General features: G+C 36.5%; 15 protein-coding genes. 12 read left to right on the top strand and 3 right to left on the bottom strand.

The genetic code is table 11. The features are described 5' to 3' along the window. The first annotated feature begins 153 nt into the window (after positions 1–153). From dnaK to BC781_RS10385, 4 genes are all read left to right on the top strand, one after another. Complete coding sequence (gene dnaK / locus BC781_RS10400; RefSeq protein ID WP_109617297.1) at positions 154–2,085, top strand: molecular chaperone DnaK; 1,932 nt, start codon at positions 154–156, stop codon at positions 2,083–2,085. Positions 2,086–2,457: 372 nt separating this feature from the next. Then, a complete protein-coding gene (locus BC781_RS10395) occupies positions 2,458–5,040 on the top strand; it encodes a TonB-dependent receptor (protein ID WP_109617294.1) in 2,583 nt (860 codons plus the stop codon). Positions 5,041–5,073: 33 nt separating this feature from the next. Beyond that, positions 5,074–6,222 (top strand): hypothetical protein, encoded by a 1,149-nt coding sequence (locus tag BC781_RS10390; protein ID WP_146201668.1) that lies wholly within the window; start codon positions 5,074–5,076, stop codon positions 6,220–6,222. 302 nt (positions 6,223–6,524) lie between these two features. Next, entirely contained in the window at positions 6,525–8,666 is a 2,142-nt protein-coding gene (locus BC781_RS10385; protein WP_109617290.1) for an endonuclease/exonuclease/phosphatase family protein, read from the top strand. Positions 8,667–8,725: 59 nt separating this feature from the next. On the opposite strand, the gene BC781_RS10380 is transcribed toward BC781_RS10385, so the two are convergent. The 3 genes from BC781_RS10380 to BC781_RS10370 form a co-directional block, all read right to left on the bottom strand. After that, positions 8,726–10,120 carry a hypothetical protein gene (locus BC781_RS10380; protein WP_211323721.1) on the bottom strand — a complete coding sequence of 465 codons (1,395 nt, stop codon included), beginning with the start codon at positions 10,118–10,120 and terminating at the stop codon, positions 8,726–8,728. A gap of 246 nt (positions 10,121–10,366) precedes the next feature. Continuing rightward, positions 10,367–11,689 (bottom strand): alpha/beta hydrolase, encoded by a 1,323-nt coding sequence (locus BC781_RS10375; RefSeq protein ID WP_109617285.1) that lies wholly within the window; start codon positions 11,687–11,689, stop codon positions 10,367–10,369. 75 nt (positions 11,690–11,764) lie between these two features. Next, complete coding sequence (locus BC781_RS10370) at positions 11,765–12,160, bottom strand: hypothetical protein (RefSeq protein WP_109617283.1); 396 nt, start codon at positions 12,158–12,160, stop codon at positions 11,765–11,767. Positions 12,161–12,659: 499 nt separating this feature from the next. Between BC781_RS10370 and BC781_RS10365 the strand changes: the two genes are divergently transcribed. From BC781_RS10365 to BC781_RS10330, 8 genes are all read left to right on the top strand, one after another. After that, a complete protein-coding gene (locus BC781_RS10365; protein ID WP_109617281.1) occupies positions 12,660–15,437 on the top strand; it encodes a bifunctional aconitate hydratase 2/2-methylisocitrate dehydratase in 2,778 nt (925 codons plus the stop codon). A 260-nt stretch (positions 15,438–15,697) separates the two neighbouring features. Beyond that, positions 15,698–16,129, top strand: a complete 432-nt coding sequence (locus BC781_RS10360; RefSeq protein ID WP_109617279.1) for an RrF2 family transcriptional regulator — start codon at positions 15,698–15,700, stop codon at positions 16,127–16,129. A gap of 415 nt (positions 16,130–16,544) precedes the next feature. Next, positions 16,545–17,144, top strand: a complete 600-nt coding sequence (gene nrfH, locus BC781_RS10355) for a cytochrome c nitrite reductase small subunit (RefSeq protein WP_109617276.1) — start codon at positions 16,545–16,547, stop codon at positions 17,142–17,144. 34 nt (positions 17,145–17,178) lie between these two features. Next, complete coding sequence (gene nrfA, locus BC781_RS10350; protein WP_109617274.1) at positions 17,179–18,699, top strand: ammonia-forming cytochrome c nitrite reductase; 1,521 nt, start codon at positions 17,179–17,181, stop codon at positions 18,697–18,699. 94 nt (positions 18,700–18,793) lie between these two features. After that, complete coding sequence (locus BC781_RS10345) at positions 18,794–20,053, top strand: alginate export family protein (protein ID WP_109617272.1); 1,260 nt, start codon at positions 18,794–18,796, stop codon at positions 20,051–20,053. Between the two features lie 72 nt (positions 20,054–20,125). Next, positions 20,126–21,397 carry a cytochrome c biogenesis protein ResB gene (locus BC781_RS10340; RefSeq protein WP_109617270.1) on the top strand — a complete coding sequence of 424 codons (1,272 nt, stop codon included), beginning with the start codon at positions 20,126–20,128 and terminating at the stop codon, positions 21,395–21,397. Between the two features lie 6 nt (positions 21,398–21,403). Further along, entirely contained in the window at positions 21,404–22,201 is a 798-nt protein-coding gene (ccsA, locus tag BC781_RS10335; RefSeq protein WP_109617268.1) for a cytochrome c biogenesis protein CcsA, read from the top strand. Between the two features lie 36 nt (positions 22,202–22,237). Further along, positions 22,238–22,519, top strand: coding sequence for a hypothetical protein (locus BC781_RS10330; RefSeq protein WP_109617266.1), 282 nt, complete (start codon positions 22,238–22,240; stop codon positions 22,517–22,519). The last annotated feature ends 198 nt before the right edge of the window (positions 22,520–22,717 follow it).

Here is a 22,717-nt window from a genome sequence, read left to right as displayed (position 1 = left end):
GATGTCTGACAGCTATTGAATGAGCGATGACATTATGACACAAAAAAAAGTTTTTTTTCTATTGGCACGTGCCTTGTTCTAGGAGTCCATGTATCTGAATAGGATACTTTGTTTAGATTTAAAATATTCACTTTATATAACGCTTAATTAATCATGGGAAAAATTATTGGTATCGACTTAGGAACTACCAACTCATGCGTTGCCGTAATGGAAGGTAACGAGCCAGTTGTAATCCCTAACTCAGAAGGTAGAAGAACGACTCCTTCAATTGTTGGTTTCTTGGATAACGGAGAAAGAAAAGTTGGAGATCCAGCAAAACGTCAGGCGATTACAAACCCTACAAAAACGGTTGCTTCAGTAAAACGTTTTATGGGTAAAAAATATTCTGAAGCAAACAACGAGATTGGACAAGTTGCTTATGGCGTTGAAGCAGGTCCAAACGATACTCCACGTGTAAAGATTGACGACAAATTATATACTCCACAAGAGATTTCTGCAATCATTCTTCAAAAAATGAAGAAAACTGCTGAAGACTACTTGGGAACTGAAGTTACAGAAGCAGTAGTAACTGTACCAGCTTACTTTAACGATGCTGAAAGACAAGCAACAAAAGAAGCAGGTGAGATTGCTGGTTTGACAGTAAAACGTATCATCAACGAGCCAACAGCAGCAGCTTTGGCATACGGAATGGATAAAGCGGATTCTGACAAGAAAATCGCAGTATTTGACCTTGGTGGTGGTACTTTCGATATTTCAGTATTGGAATTAGGTGATGGTGTATTTGAAGTACTTTCTACAAATGGTGATACTCACCTTGGTGGAGATGACTTCGATAAAGTAATCATCGACTGGTTGGCAGAGGAGTTCCAAAAAGACTTCCCAACAATCGACCTAAGAAAAGACCCAATGGCATTGCAACGTTTGAAAGAAGCAGCTGAAAAAGCTAAAATTGAGCTTTCTTCAGGTTCTAATGCTGAAATCAACTTGCCTTATATTATGCCAGTTGACGGTGTGCCTCAACACTTAGTAAAATCACTTTCAAGAGCAATGTTCGAGCAACTATCTGACTCATTGATCAGAAGATCAATGGAGCCATGTAGAAAAGCCTTGAGCGATGCAGGTCTTTCTGCTTCAGATATCGATGAAGTAATCTTGGTAGGTGGTTCTACTCGTATCCCTAAAGTACAAGAGGAAGTAGAGAAGTTCTTCGGTAAGAAGCCTTCTAAAGGTGTTAACCCTGATGAAGTAGTTGCAATTGGTGCTTCTATCCAAGGTGGTGTATTGACAGGTGAAGTAAAAGACGTATTGCTTCTTGATGTTACTCCACTTTCATTGGGTATCGAAACAATGGGTGGTGTATTCACTAAATTGATCGAGGCAAACACTACAATTCCTTCGAAGAAGTCACAAACATTCTCAACTGCAGCTGATAACCAGCCTTCAGTAGAGATTCACGTTCTTCAAGGTGAGCGTCCGATGGCTAACGATAACAAAACAATTGGTCGTTTCCACTTAGATGGAATTCCACCAGCACCAAGAGGTGTGCCTCAAATTGAAGTAACGTTCGATATTGATGCTAACGGTATTTTGCATGTACTTGCTAAAGACAAAGCAACAAACAAAGAGCAAAAAATCCGTATCGAAGCTTCTTCAGGTTTGACTGACGAGGAAATCGAGAAAATGAAGCAAGAAGCGAAAGCTAACGAAGAGGCTGATAAAACAGCTAAAGAAAGAGTTGAGAAAATCAACGAAGCTGATGCTTTGATTTTCCAAACAGAGAAGCAATTGAAAGAATTTGGTGACAAACTTTCAGAAGGTAACAAAACAGCTATTGAGTCTGCTTTGAACGAATTGAAAGAAGCACACAAATCTCAAGATCTTGCTAAAATTGATACTGCTATGGAATCATTGAATGCAGCATGGCAAGCAGCTTCTCAAGAGATGTACCAAGCTAGTGGTGCTGAAGGTGCTCCTGGTGCTGATCCAAATGCAGCAGCAGGTGGTGCAGGTGCTAATGGCGCAGGTGCTTCTTCTGACAAAGATGATGATGTAACTGATGTAGATTTTGAAGAGGTGAAAAACTAATTCGAATTTTCATAAAGTTTACTTATAAAAGTAATAAGCAGCTAGTATGTATATACTAGCTGCTTTTTTTATTGTATTATTTCTGTTTTTTCGCAGAATAGTTAATTCAGTTAACAAAAAATTTATATTCATTAATACTTTTTAGATTTTACTATTGACGTAAAACTGTTACTGCATAACATTGAATACACTTGTTTTTTTGTGCTTGAATAGATTGTTTGAGATGAGGTTTAGTGTCAATCTTATTGTTTTTTGTTGTTTTACTATTGGTGAGTAAGTGTTATTGAATCAGCGTTAAAGGCTGTTTAGTTTTGCAATGTTTTCAAATGAAATTCAATTTATTCTTAAAGACTAAATAACTTTTTCTAACTGATGAAAAGATTTATCACACTTTTTCTAATCTTTTTGACGCATAATCTATTTGCGCAAAATGCAAGTATCACAGGCTTGGTATTGGAAGAAGGAACTGGCGAAGCAATTATTGGTGCTTCAGTAGTAATTAAAGGAACTACAATTGGAGCGTCAACAGATCTTGAAGGAAGATTTACGCTTCAAACTAGTCAATCTGGACAGATAACAATTCAAATTTCTTCTGTGGGAATGACAAAACAGGAGAAGACTGTAAGTGTTAATCCTGCAGAATTAAGTAAAATAGATTTAGGGGAGATTTATTTGAAGACTGATGTCATTGGTCTAGCAGAGGTAGAAGTACTCGCATCTGTAGCAATTGATCGTAAAACACCAGTTGCTGTTTCTACTATTAAACCAGAGTTGATTGAAGAAAAACTTGGTACTCAAGAGTTTCCTGAAATCTTAAAATCTACTCCTGGTATCTACGCTACCAAATCTGGTGGTGGATGGGGTGATGCACGTGTGAACATTCGTGGTTTCAACTCAGAAAATGTAGCTGTAATGATTAATGGTGTACCAGTAAACGATATGGAAAATGGTCGTGTATACTGGTCAAACTGGGCTGGTCTTTCAGATGTAACTCGTACTATGCAAGTACAAAGAGGACTTGGAGCAGCTAAAGTAGCTGTACCTTCTATTGGTGGTACAATTAACATCCTAACAAAAACTACGGATGCTGAGCAAGGAGGAAAGGTATTCTACGGTGTTGGTAATAATGGATATCAGAAAAAAGCATTTACAGCTTCTACAGGATTAAATGAGAATGGCTGGGCAATGACTGTATCAGGATCTCACACTACTGGTGATGGATACATCGATGCTACGGCTTTTGAAGGATGGTCATACTTTGTAAATATCTCTAAGAGAATCAATATGAACCACCAATTGTCATTTACTGCTTTTGGTGCGCCTCAAGAGCATGATCAAAGATCAACTCAACAATCAATTTCTGTTTTTGAAGATCCAAACTTTGGAACGAGATATAACTCAGACTGGGGATACAAGAATGGTGAAGAGTTTAGCTTAAGAAGAAATTTTTATCATAAGCCTCAAATTTCATTGAATCACTACTGGACTGTTTCAGACAGAACAGATATTTCAACATCAGCTTATGTATCTTTTGCACAAGGTGGTGGTACAGGAGCATTTGGATCAGGAAGTAGTAAATTCTACTCAGATGAGTACAAGATCAATGGACAAATTGACTTTGATAAAATTGTTCAAGAAAATATTGCAAATGGAGCAAAAGGTTCTGATGCTGTCATTAGAGCTTCAAGAAATAACCACAATTGGTATGGAATCCTTTCATCTTTAAATACTGAACTAGCATCAAACTTGACAATCACAGGAGGTCTTGATTTGAGATATTATAAAGGTGAGCACTACAGAGAAGTTGTTGATCTATTAGGTGGTCAGTATGTAGCAGATGATAACGATATCAATAACCCAACAAAACTTGCTAAAGTAGGTGATATTATTGACTACAATAACGATGGTGAAGTAAGCTGGTTAGGACTATTCGGACAAGCTGAGTATGAGTTGGATGCATTATCTGCATTTTTTGCAGCATCAGTATCTCAAACAGGATATAGAAGAACTGATTACTTCAGATATGAAGATTCAGATCCTATTCAACAGTCTGACTGGGTTCAATACTTAGGTTATATGGCAAAAGGTGGTGCAAACTACAACTTGACTGAAAATCATAATGTATTTATGAACTTAGGTTATTTTGAAAAAGCGCCAATTTTTGATGTTGCATTCTCTGGATTCCAAAATAACGCGTTTGTTGATGCTGAGAATGAAAAGATCTTTTCAGCTGAATTAGGTTATGGTTTCAAGTCACCATACTTGAATGCAAATGTGAATGTTTATAGAACGCATTGGATGGATAAAGCTCAAGCTGAGAGAATCCAATCTCAAGAAATTGATGAGTTTGTAAATATCACTGGTGTAAATGCAATTCACCAAGGGGTTGAATTAGAATTGACTGCTAAGCCAGTTCAAAAAATGAACGTAACTGGTATGGTATCTCTTGGTGATTGGAGATGGGGAAATAACATCGAGAACAGAGAAGTTATTTTATCTAATGGAGAATCAGCAGGATTTGTAAACATCTTTAGAGAGGGTACTAGAGTGGGTAATGCTGCTCAAACAACAGCTGCCTTAGGTGTGAGCTATGAATTGATGAAAGGATTTAAAGTAGGATTTGATTACAACTACTTTGGTCAAAACTACGCTGACTTTGATGTCGCAGCAAACTTGACTTCAAATCCACTATCTGAGGCTGAATTAGCGGAGAAAAGAGCTGAAGGTACTGCAGAAGCTTGGCAAATGCCAGATGTAAACTTGTTCGACTTGAGTATGAGCTACAAGTTTAAAATTGGTGGATTAGATGCGAAACTTTTAGGAAAGGTAAATAACCTGTTCGATACAGAGTATGTTGCTGATGCTCAAAACGGTTCTGGAAATGACTGGCAATCGGCAAGAGTATACTATGGTTTCGGAAGAACTTGGTCTACTTCTCTTTCTATCAGATTCTAATCTAAATTGTAACCTTTTATAAATTCAGAAATAATGAAAACTAAATATATAAGCCTAGTTGCTTTCTTCGCGATGTCCGCATTATTTGGATGTGATCCAATGGAGGATATTAAAGATGAACTAGATATTCAATCTGAGGAAAATACTAAAGCAACTGAGTATAAATATGCTCGTGATTTAGCTCCTGATTCTTATACACTTACTGATGAAGATTATGCATTATCTTCTAATGAAAATGTTCAAAAATATAAGAACTTTTCTTCTTCAGCTTTACCAGAAGAGTTTTTGCCAGAGATCTTAAATAAAAGATTCTATGGTAATGCAGATCAAGAATTGTCTGTTACTTATGACTTCTATTCATCAGTATCTAAAGACAAGGAGAATGCTTATGAGTTAAGCCCTGATGATTATTCAAGAATGGGTGAGTCATATTCAAACTTTAGCTCTATTGATGAGGCTGAGTTTAAACTGCCTGTTTTCTTGACGGATAAAGCTGCGTATGAAGACTGGTGGGAAACTGGTTCTGAGCAAACAGTAATGTACACAGTATACGGTAACAGAGATGTTCGTTTCTTCAGTGTAACAGCTGAAGGAGAAACAGAATTGTTAGATTACGCTCCAAGTGATACAGTAACATTTACAGACGAGATGTATGATCTTTTACCAGTGTCTGAAAAGTATAACAACTTCTCTAATTTGGACGATGCTCACGAAGGTATTTCTTCTCTAGTATTGGATCATGGTTATGCGGCTGGAAATTATGCTTGTATCGTCTTTACTAATGATTATTACTTTGTAGCTCGTTTTGATGGACAAGCTTGGGGGGAGGCAACTTCAGTAGGTGCTGTTACAGAAGTTTTGAGTTTCATTGAAAATAAAGAAGACTTTACTGCAAGTACTTGGGAGGCTGATAACGCAATCAAGTTAACTTTGGGAAGTGCTGATTACGATCTTTCTGATGCTACATCTCAATATCAAAACTTTGATACTAGAGCAAACGATGTATCTCCTAAGAATGAGGCAGAGCTTGTTGAAATGATTGGTTATATCTTGGATACTAATTATGACGCAACAGACGATCAGCCATACATTGTTACTTATGCTTACTACAACGGTTCTAACGGAATTGATAAAATCCGTGTGATCAGAGTAGGTGGAGTTTGGCAAGAAGATGTAAAATAAAAGCCTTTTAAAATCCTTCAATGGAGACCTCTTCATTGAAGGATTAGAAGCAACAATAGATTACACATTAAGTCCAAATACAACCTGAAGATAGGAATGTATTATTGCTTAATGATTTAAGCAGGGCGAGCTGAGTAAGGAGATTTTTTGAGTGTTGTTCACTCATTATATAGGTGTTAGTAGATAGGTATCTCCCCAAAAGCTAGCCCTGCTCAATAATTTTTATTCGCAGCAGATTAAGAATTGAATTATCTAAGTGCCAGTAATTTTTACTGGCATTTTTTATCTAAACCAGTACGACAATGAAGAAGCTATTACACTTTTATATTCCATTTTTATTATTCATTACTTCGATTTCATGTATTCAAGCGAGTACTCCAGTGTCTTACACACTCGTTGAGGCTGATTACGAAATGGTAGGTGACGGATATTATGATAACTTTTCTTTTAATTCAGAATTAGATAGTATCTGGGTTCGTCAGAAAATCGCTTTTATTTTAGATGCTCGTTTTGACTCTGCTCAAGATGGTGATCGAGTAGAAGTATCTTACAAATATTATGAGGGAGGAGTAAAGCAAAAGAATGAGATTTTCCAGTATTCGGATACCGAATGGACATCTGAACAAGGATCACATGAAATTCCGATGCTAGGGGAAGGTGAAGATGTGGGTGTAAAAGTCGTGACTTGGAATGTTGAATGGTTAGGTGCTGAAGATAAGTCTAGAAGCACTGATTCTAAAGAGTGGCAGTTGAGAGCTACAGCTTCCCAAATCTTGAGAATGGATGCGGATATTTATGCGCTTCAAGAAGTAGTTGTAGATGGTATTAGAGGAGATAATTTACAACTTTTATTAGATCGTTTGAATGATAAAAGTGAAATTCAATGGGCAGGATTTTATAGTGCAAGACATTCATTTAGCTGGAAAGGTGATGATGAGGATTTTCCTGCGCAGAAAACAGCCTTTGTTTATAAAACTGAAAATGTTAGCCTAAAAAAGAGTTATAACCTATTTGAAGAAAACTTTATTTCAGATTCTGAATATGAACTGCCAAACTATGATGGGAGTGGACATTCTTTCATGTCATCAGGAAGGCTGCCTTTAGTCATGGAGGCCGATGTGACAGTTGACGGTGTTACCAAAGAATTGGTCTTGGTAAATCTACATTTCAAATGTTGTAGTAATGGAACTGAGCGAAGACAAGCTGATGCAAATTACCTATACAATAAACTTCAAGAAAAATACCCAACAAATAATGTAATTATACTAGGTGATTATAATAATGCTACCTACAATGGCGCTGAAGGACCAAAGAGATGGGGATGGTATGAGGAGCAAGCGTATTTTTATGCTGGAGGACAAAATGATGGAATTGACCATTTCTCAATTTCTGATGAACTTTTAGACGAGTTTGTGAGTGTAGAATCACCTTATTTTACAGAAAGTGAAGTTGGAAATATATCTGATCATGACCCGCAATTGTTGCTACTTTCTATGAATGAAACAGTTCAAAAGATTGGATATTTTTCTTCTTCTACTAAAGCTGGAAATGAAACGGAGGAAACAGAAGTAGCATATGTCGTACGACTTCATTCTGTACAGGATGAGAATGTATCAGTCCCTTTAGAAATTACAGGTGAAGGACTAGCAGACGCTGATTATACACTTTCGAAAGAAAGTTTTGAAATCACACAAGGAGTTTTGTCAGATACGATTTTCTTGACAATTCAAAGAGATGATGAGGTAGAAGGAACTGAAAAATGGACTGCTTCAGTGAGTAGTGAAGATGTATTATTTTACGGTGAAAACTCACAAGTCTTAACCGTTGAAGATTTACCTCAGATAAAAGTAAGCCTTTCATCTTTAGAATTAGAAGAAGGGAAGGATGATCAATTAAAATTATTGTTGGAATCTACTCAATATGTTCGAACAGAGATTGGTTTTACATTTGAAATTCCATTTAAAGAAGATTTTGGTTTGAGTTTGAGTCAAGATTCTGTCTTCATCAAAAAGAATAATAAAAAAGCAGAAGTGATCATTACTCTCACTGATGATAATGAAATAGAAGAAGAGGCAACTGCTGAAATTACTGTGAGAGCAATAAGTGATCTTCAATACATGGAAGGAGACTTGACTTTCGAGCTTGTGCTAAAGGATAATGATAAAGAAGAAGATAAAATAACAGGAATTGATTTAAGAGATGCTGATGAGTTTACTTTTTCAATCTCAAATAATCAGCTTTTTGTCGAATCTTTATCAAAAACAAGAGGGCTGATGAATGTAGTTTTATACTACCTCAATGCTCAGAAGGTATTAGAAAGAGAATTGGATTTAGCTCCAAAACAAAGGGTTCTAGTTTCTGAAAAAGAACTTCAGAATGACCAAGTTTATATCATAAAATATGAGCTAAATGGAGAAGTAAGAAGCCTAAAAATAAAGGCATAAAATAAAATTGAGGAAGATGAGTAAAGTGCTGCACGCCGTTTGGTGTGTCAGCACTTTTTTTATGTGGTTAGTAAGTTTTCTTTTTCTTTAGGGAAAAGAAGGTAGTCAAAAAGATATTCATATGGGAAAAGTTCTACGATTGAATAGCCATTTGGCATTTCTCTCTCGAACTGTTCTTGCATAAATAGAAGACTATCTTTGTCTGATTTTTTACGTTGGAAGTATTTGATTACATAGCGTAAAAAAACTAAACTCCTTTGGTCGGAGCTTTGCTTAAGGTAACGCTGTATATACATTTTTAAACTATTACCATCCAACTCTTCCTCTGTGAAAATACTTCTTACCAAATAAGATATGATGGTTAACTGAAGGTTGTAGCCTCTTTTATCTTTATTGTTTGGCTTGCAATTTTCAGTAAGCTGATCAATGTTAATTGCATTTTGAATTTCTTCATCAGAAAATTCAAGATCAGAAAATATGTGTAGATAAGTTTTTCTTAACCCCCATGCACTTTGATCTTTAGGACTAAGCATACTGAAATGGTCTGTTGCATAAACCTCATTAAGTACTTCTAGCGCCTTCTCATAGTCACCTGTTTTGAGTAGCAGTTCAAAGTGTAGGTCTTGAACTTCATATTTATTAAATGCATCATAATCGGTAAGTTCAAGGCATTGTTCTAATAATAAAAATGCATTAGAAATATCTCCCTTCATCAAACTGCATCTTAAGCTAAACAGGTAATAGATCAATTGATGTTCTGGAATTGCCATGAAATGGTTTTCCTCAAAAATGGTCTTGATATTCTTAAGGTGTTGCTCTAAAGCATCAATATCTGTTTGGTGATAGGCTGCATAAACATTGATACTCTCGTAGTAATACGTACAGTGAATTGAAGATTTTACTTCACAGCTTTTCTTAATGGATTTTGTAAAAGACATGGCTTGTGAGGCCAACTCAAAAGAATACCCTTTATTCCATTTATTCATAGCCTGAAGCAATTCCAAATGACGAAGGTATTTTTGCTCACAGTTATGTTTGTGTTGATAATGTTCAACTTTTTCTTGTGCCTGTTCTAACTGTGAAACCTCTCCTTGTATGGAATAAATTCGGGTTAAGCATTGGTAGCAGTCTAAAAGAATATTGTTTAGTTCAAACTTCTCAGCTTTCCGAATAACTCTCCATAATACCTTTTCTGCATTGTGGTATATATTGTTATTTAGGAGCAATTTGACGACGACAATCTCTTGTTGACATTCGAATGAAATATTGGTGTATAATTCGGTGTCAAATTCGATAGGCGTAGAGGTCAGAATAAATCGAGTTAATCTTTTATTGAGATTCTTCTTGAGCATTAAATAACGCTTATCACTCTTATCAGTATCATAAATTAATTTGGCGGCTTCTTCATCTGTTTTTATGGTATTGTCTAAAATCCCTTTAAAAAGTAAGTACATTTTTGATCCTTTTGGGACAAAGGGATCAATAGTTTTAGTCTTCGACTGTTGGTAAAGGTAGACCAACTCGTTTAGTTGATTCATCAGAGTTTAAGAATTGAATTGTATTCTGATTATAGTGATGTCAGGTTATAGTAATATGAAAATTTAAACAATAAATTATAAAATTGCCAAATATTTAATATTTACGATAAAAAAAAGAGCTTGAAATTACTTCAAGCTCTTTGAGTTTAATTGGTATTCTGTTTACCTATTTATTATCCAATCGCTGATGTCATCTATTACATATTGAGCAACTTCTCCTTTTATTTTATACTCTTCTGGGTAACTTATTCCTTCCCCTTCCATAAGGAGATGGTTGAGTTTTGGGTATGATTTAAATTTAACGTTTTCGCCATCTTGTAATTGATTTTTCCAAATGGAATAATCTTCCATAGTGACTTGATAGTCTCTCTCTCCTTGAAGGATCAGAATAGGTAGTTTAAGCTTTTTTGCTGTTTCCACTTGATCGTATTTAACTAAGTATTTCCAATAACTAGAGGAAAGTCCCAAAGGAAGTTGCTGACGAGTAAATTCGTTATCATCTAGCTTTTCCAGATTTGCAATTTGCTTTTTCAAGTCTTTGACAAAAATTTGTTCTCCTTCATCTATTGTGCCATCAGCTCCTAAAATATGCTCATATTGTTCAACGAGTAAATCTTGAAGTGGTCTAGCATTTCCTGCAAGCATTACTATTCCCGATACTTTATCTGTAGATGTTGCAATTTTAGGCGCAGCCATAGCCCCTAAACTATGACCAACTACATAAACTTGATTTGGATCAATTGATTGGTTGGATTTTGCTAATTCTACTGCAGATAAAGCATCTTCAATGGTTTCTTCTTCAAGAGTTAATTCATCAAGCTTTAGCTTTGGACTACTGCCATAAACTTTAGTTCTTTTATCGTACCTCAGCGTTGCAATCCCATGTTGAGCGAAGCCGTATGCCAAATCTTTGAAGACGGTATTCTGACCAATGGTTTCATCCATATCATTCGGACCAGAGCCATGAACCAAAATTACAACGGGCACTTTACTTTGCTTTTTGGGCAAACTAAGAATTCCTCTAAGCGAAAATTCACCTGTTTTAACTTCAATTTCTTGTTCACTGAAAGTTTCGTTGTTGACAAGTTCAAGCTCTTTTTTAGTATGAGGAACAAAGAATAAGCCTTGTATTTTATTTTCATTATCGAATGCCAGTTTCAGGTCTAAAGTAGCATTTTCAAAAAATAAGGGTTCAAATGTAGAAGTGAAATCACCTTCTTTTTTATCCCAAATGTCTCCTCTATTTTTTAGTTTTCCCACTTGCATTTGTAATTGTTGTGCTACCATTCCTAGTTTTTCGGCAGGCATTTGGGCTAAAATAGTTGGCGAAAAGTCTTCGGTCGCTTTCTCGAAATTCTGATTGAAATAAGCGTCTGAAAAAGCTTTGGCTTTCTGTAGGTGAATATCTTGTGAAAAGGCGCTGTTTCCAAGTCCAAATGTAAAGGCAATAAGCATTACTAATTTTAGGGTTTTTATTGAGTTCATGATAAAAAATTTGAATACATATTTAGAAGTTTATCTAAATATCTAATATTTGAACCAAACAAAAAAACGAATTCCCTATTTTTCAATATGCATTTCTTTCTGATTTATAAATAATAAGTGGAGTTTTTGATTTGAGATTGAGTCAGAGTCAAAGTTTAGAAGTAAAGTATTGGGTAAAATGATGGTCCAAGTACCTTTTTCTTTCACTTCATTGCTGTCTTTTAGGTATTGGTAGGCTGTAAACTCGTTAGCTTCCAATATTTCTATAGCATTCAAATAATGAGCCTTTCTGTAAGAATAAGGTCGAGGTTGGTAAATCGTATAACTTTGTGAATTAGGAGAAGGTGTTTCTACCCAATGATTATATAACAGGTTTTCAGTTTGAGGTTGATTTAGATAAACGAAGTCTGTTTTACAAGAATAGAGAGTTGATACGAGAATGAGAGTGATGAGAAATAAAATGTCTTTCATTGGATAAAAGGGGATTTTAAAAGTATAAACCTTTTAAAACAAAAGAACTCATCTCGAATCGAGTGAGCTCTCATTGTAACAATTAAACCAAATAATCCTTAAATATCCTGCTTAATATCTTGATAGGTGAATTAAGCTATAAATCTAATGTAGAGAAGATATCCTAGAGATGCTGTTGTATTAGGTGAACGCAATCTTATTTTCGATAAGTGAATTAAAAGGCGAGATAAACATTGGCTATGAAGAGATGAAACGGGTAGTAGAAATAAATAGAATTATAACAATTCTCAATTAAATCCTGTTATATAAGGTGGAATAAGAATAATAGGATAGATTTAGAGGCTATCACATTTGAAGATTTATCAAGAAAAATTATTTAGAATTATTCTTTTTTTTGAAAATCAATACTGAAATGTTAATATTTTTATATAAATAGCGAAAATAATAGAGATTTAATTGATTAACTATCAAGAACAGCATATACAACCATAAGCTTTTTATGAACACTTATAACGATTACATCAAGGAGATCGAAGAGCGTAAAGCACAAGGTCTTCACCCGAAGCCGATCGATGGAGCAGAATTACTTAGCGAGATTATAGCGCAGATCAAAGATTCAGCAAACGAACACCGTAAAGATTCTCTCAATTTCTTTATTTACAATACCTTACCTGGTACTACAAGTGCTGCTGGTGTAAAGGCAAAATTCTTAAAAGAAATTATTCTTGGTGAGTCTGTTGTAGAAGAGATCACTCCTACGTTCGCTTTTGAATTGTTGTCACACATGAAAGGTGGACCTTCTATTGAGGTTCTACTTGATTTGGCTTTAGGAACTGATGCCGCAATAGCAGCAGAGGCAGCTAAAGTATTGAAAACTCAAGTATTCCTTTACGATGCAGATACAAATCGTTTAAAAGAAGCATACGAAGCTGGAAATACAGTAGCAAAAGACTTATTAGAAAGTTATGCTAAGGCAGAGTTCTTCACTGAACTTCCAGAAGTAGATGAAGAAATCAAAATTGTTACGTTTATAGCTGGTGAGGGAGATATCTCTACAGATTTACTTTCGCCAGGTGCAGATGCTCACTCAAGATCAGACCGTGAACTACACGGACAATGTATCTTTGAGCACAACAAAGAAATGCAACAAGCACTTTCTGACTTGAAAGCACAACACCCAGACAAGCGTGTGATGTTGATCGCTGAGAAAGGTACAATGGGTGTGGGATCATCAAGAATGTCAGGTGTAAATAACGTGGCATTATGGACAGGTATTCAAGCAAGTCCTTATGTGCCGTTTATTAATATTGCTCCAATCATTGCGGGTACAAACGGTATTTCTCCAATCTTCTTGACTACAGTAGGTGTAACAGGAGGTATTGGGATTGACCTTAAAAACTGGGTGAAGAAAAAAGATGCTGAAGGGAACACAGTTCTTGACGAAGCAGGCGAGCCAGTTTTAGAACAAGCTTATTCAGTTGAAACAGGTACTGTTTTAACCATCAATACAAAAGAGAAAAAACTATACAACGGAGATAAAGAGTTGATGGACATTTCAGCTTCATTGACACCACAAAAAGTGGAGTTCATTAAAGCTGGAGGTTCTTACGCTGTTGTATTTGGTAAGAAACTTCAAACTTTTGCTGCCGAAACATTGGGCGTTGAAGCTCCTGTAGTTTTTGCTCCTTCAAAAGAGATTTCTCATGAAGGTCAAGGTTTGACGGCTGTAGAAAAGATCTTCAACAGAAATGTTGTAGGTGCTACTCCAGGTAAAACACTACATACAGGTTCTGATGTTCGTGTAAAAGTTGACATTGTAGGTTCTCAAGATACTACAGGTCTGATGACTGCTCAAGAATTGGAGTCAATGGCTGCTACAGTTATTTCTCCAGTGGTAGATGGTGCTTACCAATCAGGATGTCACACAGCTTCAGTTTGGGATTCAAAAGCGCAAGCGAACATTCCTAAGTTGATGAAGTTCATGAACGACTTCGGTTTGATCACTGCTCGTGACCCTAAACATGTGTATCATTCAATGACTGACGTTATTCATAAAGTATTGAATGACATTACGGTAAGTGATTGGGATATCACGATTGGAGGTGACTCTCACACAAGAATGTCTAAAGGTGTTGCCTTTGGTGCTGACTCTGGTACAGTTGCTTTGGCACTTGCTACAGGTGAAGCTACAATGCCAATTCCTGAGTCTGTGAAAGTTACTTTCAAAGGAAGTATGAAGCCTTACATGGATTTCCGTGATGTAGTTCATGCCACGCAACAACAAATGTTGAAGCAATTTGGTGGAGACAATGTATTCCAAGGTAGAGTTATCGAGGTACACATTGGAACACTAACGGCTGACCAAGCATTTACATTCACTGACTGGACTGCAGAAATGAAAGCGAAAGCTTCTATCTGTATTTCAGAAGATGAGACACTAATCGAATCTTTAGAGATTGCTAAGTCTAGAATCCAGATCATGATTGAGAAGGGAATGGACAACGAAAAGCAAGTTCTTCAAGGATTAGTTGATAAAGCGAACAAGAGAATTGAAGAGATCAAGACAGGTGCTAAACCTGCATTGACTCCAGATGCTGACGCAAAATACTATGCTGAAGTTGAGGTAGATCTAGATCAAATTGTTGAGCCAATGATCGCCGATCCAGATGTTTATAACGAAGATGTTTCTAAGCGTTATACACACGATACAATCAGACCTCTTTCTTACTACGGTGGAGACAGAAAAGTTGATTTAGGATTCGTAGGATCTTGTATGGTTCATAAAGGAGATATGAAGATTCTTGCTCAAATGTTGAAAAACATTGAAGCACAACAAGGAAAAGTAGAGTTTAAAGCTCCGCTAGTAGTTGCTCCTCCGACTTATAATATCGTAGATGAGTTGAAAGAAGAAGGCGATTGGGAAGTATTGCAAAAATACTCAGGTTTCGAATTTGATGATGATGCACCTAAAAATGCAGCTCGTACGAAATACGAAAACATGTTGTATCTAGAGCGTCCTGGTTGTAACCTTTGTATGGGTAACCAAGAAAAAGCTGAACCAGGTGACACTGTGATGGCTACTTCTACGCGTCTATTCCAAGGTAGAGTTGTAAAAGATTCATCTGAGAAAAAAGGAGAGTCTTTACTTTCATCTACTCCAGTAGTAGTGCTTTCTACAATCTTGGGTAGAACTCCTAACCTAGAAGAGTATGAAGCAGCAGTTGAAGGTATTAACTTGACTAAGTTTAAGCCGTCAAGCAAATTGCTAATGAAGTAATCATTTCGATGAGCTAAAATATATTTGAAGCCCGAATCACTCGATTCGGGCTTCTTTCTTTTTTGTGACATATGTCATATTAATGTAAATGAAATATGGATAATCAATCATACTTAACAAATGATGAGCAACATCTTTAGAAAAACTAAAAGTCTGTAACTTTTCAAAAAAATAATTCTATCAATTTTATATTGTAACTTTATAGTTCAGTATTAACTATTCTATTGGGGTAAAGCCTATCATTTAACCTTACAAGCGTGATGTTATCTAAGACTTGCACATATGCCATCAGGGCTATGATATATGTGTGCATTGAGAGTATTCAAAATCATAAAGTAGGGGTGAAAGCAATTGCAGAAGAAATTCAAAGTCCTGAAGCCTTTACTGGGAAAATACTCCAAAATTTAAGCAGACGGGGGTTGATCAATTCGACCAAAGGACCGAAGGGGGGATTTTATTTAGACGAGTCTCAACAGCAAGTAAAACTTTTAGAGATTGTAACTTCATTGGAAGGAGATCATATTTTAACCAGTTGTGGTCTGGGCTTTGATTTTTGCTCAGATGAACATCCTTGTCCATTGCATTCTCACTTTAAAACTATCAAAGAAGATTATATCCGAATGTTAAATACGACTTCTATTTCAGACCTTAGTCAAGGAATTGGTACTGGAGCGTCTTATTTGCATTTATAAGCTGTGTGAAACGAATACTTTAGAAAAGTATCGAAATAATATATCACCTCTTTTAACTTTATCTATCAACTTTTTCAAAACATTTATTTATAATCTAACCACCACAGATTTACATTAAATGTTTTAATTGTTAGAAAGAATTAACATTTATGGAGCGAAAAATATACAATGTGTAAGTTGTTAAACTTCGATTGTATAGCTGGGATTCTATGTCCTTAACTAAAGTAATGTTCTGTAAATCAAGTGTTAATAAGCGTAGTTGTTACGTCTTTATTTTTTTTCAATCCTCTCAATTATTTACCCGTGACTTTTGTCATTGAAGACTGGTGATGGAAGTTGCGGTTTATTTGGCTCTCATTATTAACATTTGTCTAATAAAAGATAATCGCATCTTTTAATCGCTAATCGAAAAGTTATGAGCCGAATAATTTTATTTTTCATTCCACCTCCGAGATGGAGGCTGCCAGTAATCTTAGCGTTAGGGTGTATTGCAGGTTTAGGAGGCTACACCTTCTATATCTCTAGAGCTTGGTCTTATATCTCAGATGATCCGAAAGCGTGTATCAACTGTCACCTAATGGCTCCAGAGTATGCTACTTGGCAACATAGTTCGCACAAAAATGCAGCTACATGTAACGACTGTCACGTTCCGCAAGACAATGTATTTTCTAAATACTTCTTCAAGGCAAAAGATGGTCTCTATCACTCTTCTATGTTTACACTGGGTTTAGAACCACAGGTGATTCGCATGCATGAAGCAGGTCAAGATGTTGTTCAAGCCAATTGCCAACGCTGCCATACACATCAGAACGAGGCTGTTTCTACAATGGGAGTTGATGTAGCCAAAAGAGCACATGGCGAAGGAAAACTATGTTGGGAGTGCCACAGAGAAGTTCCTCACGGTCGTGTAAAAAGTAAATCGTCAACGCCTGCAGGAGTGAGTGCTCCTTTATTGGATAGCCCGACTCCAAAATGGTTAAAGGCTGCTATGAAGCCATCAACATCAAACGAATAGCAGTGATTTCCTACCAGACTAAACACATTAAAAAATGAAGAACTTAAACGAATCTATCACAAAAAAGCCTATCCTAGGTTGGCTTTTATTTTTCCTAACGCTAGGAGGCGTCTTTGCTTTGGGAATGTTAGCCTCTTCTGTTTCTGAAAAAAGAGTAGAAGCAGCTTTGGCTGGAAATATTCACAAGCATGAAATCAATTCTTTAGAACCAAGGAATGAAAAATGGGGTGCAAATTACCCAAGAGAATATGAAACGTATTACGAGACTTTAGATACTACTTTCCGTTCAAAATACGGTGGAGGTGCTATGGTTGATATGTTGGAAGAAGACCCTCGTATGGTTATTCTTTGGGCAGGGTACGGATTCTCTAAAGACTATAACCAAGGGCGTGGACACACTTACGCTGTAGAAGATATTCATAATACATTGAGAACAGGTGGACCAGAGCACGAGCATGACGGACCAATGCCTGCTACTTGTTGGACATGTAAATCTCCAGATGTTCCAAGATTGATGAACGAGCTTGGTGTTGAGGAGTATTATAAAGGAAAATGGGCAAGACACGGTGAAGAAATCGTAAACCCTATTGGTTGTGCCGATTGTCATGATGAGAAGACAATGGCATTGAAAATCACTCGTCCTGCTTTGGTTGAAGCATTTGAACGTCAAGGAAAAGACATTTCAAAAGCTTCACATAACGAAATGCGTTCATTGGTTTGTGCGCAGTGTCACGTTGAGTACTACTTCGATAAAAACCTTCCAGGTAAAGAAGGAACTCCATACCTGACTTTCCCTTGGGACAACGGCACGTCTGTCGAAGATATGGAAGCATACTTCGATGAAAGAGAGTTTTCGGATTGGACACATAAATTGAGCCGTACACCAATGATCAAAACACAACACCCAGACTACGAACTTCACCTTACAGGTATTCATGGTCAGAAAGGTGTTTCTTGTGCAGACTGTCACATGCCTTACAAAACAGAAGGTGGTCAGAAGTTCACAGACCACAAAATTCAATCTCCACTTAACAACGTTGCAAACTCTTGTCAAGTTTGTCACAGAGATTCAGAAGGAGACTTGATCAAGCAAGTTTATGAGCGTCAAGACAAGATCAAAGAAACAAGAGATGAGTTAGAAATTCTTTTGGTTCGTGCACACATTGAGGCTAAAAAAGCTTGGGATTTAGGTGCTTCTGAAGCTCAAATGAAAGCTATCCTTAAAGACATTCGTCACGCACAATGGAGATGGGATTTCTCGGCTGCTTCTCACGGCGGTTCATTCCACGCACCAGTTGAGGTAGGTAGAATTGTAAGCACAGGTTTGGTAAAAGCTGCTGATGCTCGTCTGAAATTGTCTAGACTTCTGATCAAACTAGGATTTGATGGAGAAGTACCTTACCCAGATATCTCTACAAAAGAAAAAGCACAAGAGTACATCGGACTTCCAATGGAAAAACTAATCAAAGAAAAAGAAGACTTCAAGAAGAACCTTCTTCCAAAATGGTTAGAGGCTGCAAAAGAGAGAGAAAGTAAATACGACGATCAAAATTAAAAGCTAATCAATCACGTTAGCGCATCAACATATTCACAATCAAATAAAGCTGGCAGTTTAATCAGCTGCCAGTCTTTTCAAGACTTTTTATATTATGAAGAAGATACTAGCGGTACTTCTAATTTTTGTATCGACAGCAACTTTTGCACAGGAATTTAAACTTTCAGGAGATTTCCGTGCTCGTTACGAATACAGAGATGGTTTCAAAGCTCCAGTAAGTTCAGATCATGTCCCTGCAAGCTTCATTTCTCAGCGTGCAAGAATCAATATGAACTATCTGAACAAAGAACAAAACCTGCGTTTCGGTTTCTCTATGCAAGACGTAAGAACTTGGGGTGATGAATCTCAATTGGTAGATGACAATCAATTGGGAGTACATGAAGCATGGGGAGAAATTCTGTTTACAGATAAATTCTCTTTGAAAATCGGACGTCAAGAATTGGTGTATGACGACTCTCGTATTTTGGGTAACGTAGATTGGGCAATGCAAGGACGTAGCCATGATTTGGCATTGTTCAAATACGAAGGAGATTTTAAATTTCATGCAGGAGCAGCGTACAATGCAGACGGTGAAACTTTAGGGAGAGAAATCTACAATACCAACTACAAAGCAATGCAGTTTGCTTGGTTCAATAAAAGCTTCAGTGATCTAAACGTAAGTGTTTTATTCTTGAATAACGGTATTGAGTATAGTGAAGTTGAAGTAGACCCTACTGCTGCAGATTTAGGAATTGCTTATAGCCAGACTATCGGTACAAGATTGACTTATAGCAAAGATGGTTTTGCTGCAAATGCGGCTTATTACTACCAAGGTGGTAAAGATGGAGCTAACAATGAGTTGAATGCTTACTATGTAGCTGGAGAAGCTTCTTATAAAGTAGGGAAGTTTAAAGTATTGGCTGGTACTGAGGTAATGTCAGGTACAGACCAAGATGCTACTGATGGTGTAAATAGATCATTCAATCCATTTTATGGTACAAACCACAAATTCAACGGTTTGATGGATTACTTTTATGTAGGTAATCATGCCAACAATGTAGGGTTAGGTGACTATTATGTAGGGACAGCATATAATAGTGGTGCATTTACGACAGGTGTGAGAGCACATTTCTTTAGTGCAATGGCAAACCTTGTGCAAGAAGGTGAAGTACTAGATTCAAATTTAGGTACGGAACTAGACTTTACAGCTTCATACAAATTCTCAGATGCGATTACTTTCCAAGCTGGTTATTCTGTGATGAATGCATCAGATGAAATGCTTGCATTGAAAGCTACGCCAGAGGCTAGTAGTACAAATCATTGGGGATGGGCAATGGTCGTGATTAAACCTAGTTTACTCCACATCAAAAAATAAAATAAAAGTGGCTCTTCTTCATATATGGAGAAGAGTCACAATTCAGAGTTATCCAAACAAAAAATCTAGACTATGAACGCAGTAAAAAACAGGCTAGGTGAAGATCAAATACGAAAAGAAAAAGTAGTCAAACCCCTTTGGGCATTTCCATGGGAATATAGAGAGTCATTTTTAATTGCTTTCGGATTAGTAGTGACAGGATTGTTATTACAAATATCAATAGGAAAAGAAGTCGAAGCTTTCAAATATCCGTTTAATGTGATATTGATGGGAGGTTTTGCAGTTCTGACAATATTGATTCATATTTTATTTAAAACTAACCCAATTATCAAGTGGTTACGTTCGGTACCCGCTTCTATTAGCTCAATTGTAGCACTGCTTGTGTTGGTTTCGATTATGGGAACAATTCCTCAAGCCAACTTTACACAAGGAGTGGAAAAAGATATTTTTGGCTTTTCGCACATGACGACTAGCTGGACTTTTCTGATTACAATGTTGTTTTTCCTCACAACACTAGGGTTTACAACTGTCAATAGAATTTTCCCTTTCCGATTTAAGAATGTCGGATTTATTCTTAACCACTTAGGTTTATGGATTGCTGTTGTAGCAGGAACTATGGGAGCAGGCGATTTACAGCGTTTGAGCATGGATCTTTACGAAGGTCAACCTGAGTGGAGGGCTTACAATGAAAAAGGGCAAATTGTAGAAATGCCAATTGCCTTCAAGTTGAATAATTTCTTGATGGAAGAGTTTACTCCAAAACTAGCCATTGTGAACAACGAAGAAGGTAAACTTGTAGAAGGTCAAAATAGTATGGTCATTATTGAAAAAGGAAATCAATATGAGCATGCTGGTTGGGAAATTAAAGTAGAAGACTATTTATACGAGTCAGTAAGAGTTTCTGTAGGAAATTACCAACCTGTAAATGAAGAAGGAGCTGCACCTGCGGCAAAAGTAAGTGTGACAAACCTTTCAACAGGAGAAAAAGTAGAAGGTTGGGTAAGTTGTGGAAGTTTCAGAAGACAATATGAAGCTATGCGATTGAATAACGATTTCTCTCTCGTGATGACAACTCCAGAGCCTAAGAAATATGCTTCTGATGTCACAGTCTTTACTCATGAAGGAACTCAGTCAGAAGAAAGAATAGAGGTCAATTATCCTTTAGAAGTTGATGGATGGAATGTCTATCAGTTAAGCTACGACAGCAATTATGGACGTTGGTCTAAATTAAGTGTCGTTGAGCTTGTAAGAGATCCATGGCTACCTGTTGTATACATCGGAATCTTTATGATGCTTTTCGGAGCTGTCGAAATTATGTGGACTGGTTATCAAGAGAAAAAATAGTAGGTTATGAACAACTGGGTAGATTTTCCAATATATGCAGGTGTTGCATTTGCCTGCTGGTTAGTAGCAGTAACAGTACAACTGTCTGCTTCGCCAAAAAAAGATATAATTATTCAATTAGGAAGTTGGTTAGGAGTTGCCGTAATGGGCTTATTTATTGGGCTCCTTTGGAATCATCTTGATCGACCGCCTATGCGTACTTTGGGAGAAACGAGACTTTTGTATTCTTTCTTTTTACCGTTGGTGGGGTTATTTACTTATTACAGATGGGGTTATAAGTGGTTGTTGAATTATGCTTTGGGGATGTCCGTGTTATTTTTAGGGATTAACTGGATGAGTCCTGAAAACTTCAACAAGACACTAATGCCAGCGCTTCAGAGTCCTTGGTTTGTGCCTCACGTAATTGTTTATATCTTTTCTTATGCAGTATTGGCTGCTTCTTCTTTAGTAGCTTGTTATGGACTGTATCAATATTATTACAAGAAATTTGACTATAACAATCTTAAATTAGCCAATAACCTTGTTTATCTAGGTTTCGGATTTTTAACTTTGGGATTATTATTTGGTGCACTTTGGGCAAAAGAAGCTTGGGGACATTATTGGACTTGGGATCCTAAAGAAACATGGGCATTCCTCACTTGGATGGCATATTTGGTGTATATGCATTTAAGGTACAGACACCCAGAGCAAGTAAAAGCACCTTTATGGTCTTTAGCACTAGCATTTTTAGTATTAATGATCTGTTGGTTTGGCGTAAATTACTTGCCGTCAGCTCAACAAAGTGTACATACTTATACTCAATAATCATAACACATAAGCAACTATTGAATTTTCATATAAATGACGATTTCAAACCATGCAGTCCATCAATTATTGGTGAAGGAATTTGAGGAGGAAAGCATCAATAAAGTGGAGGAAAGATTAAAAGAAAAGTTGGCGGAAATTCAGAGAAGACAACTTTTCAAATATAAAAAAGAACTTAGCCAAGAAGCTTTTGATTTAGCAATACAAAGTAGCGAAGCTTTTACAAATAGAATTTTTGACGAATTGATTTATGAAATAAAAAGTAGTGCAAATCCTTTTCAAGTGATTAAGGATTTGGAAACTGTTTTTGATTTATAAATCACATAAGACTCTCTTCCTTAGGTAAGAGAGTCTTTTTGTTTAAGTATCTCGTTATATAATATTATTTAATAGGTGATTTACATCAATTAGTATGAGTGATAATAATATTAAATTCTCAATATTTTGTCATCAAAACGAATAAGTGTTTAAAGTACCTTTGGGTATCCAAAAAGAAAAAAGATCTCTTTTATAGAG

It is taken from the genome of Sediminitomix flava (genome assembly GCF_003149185.1).
In the GTDB taxonomy this organism is placed as follows: Bacteria; Bacteroidota; Bacteroidia; order Cytophagales; family Flammeovirgaceae; genus Sediminitomix; species Sediminitomix flava.
Note: the sequence above shows the minus strand (reverse complement) of the source record. Positions and strands in the feature narration are given on the sequence as shown.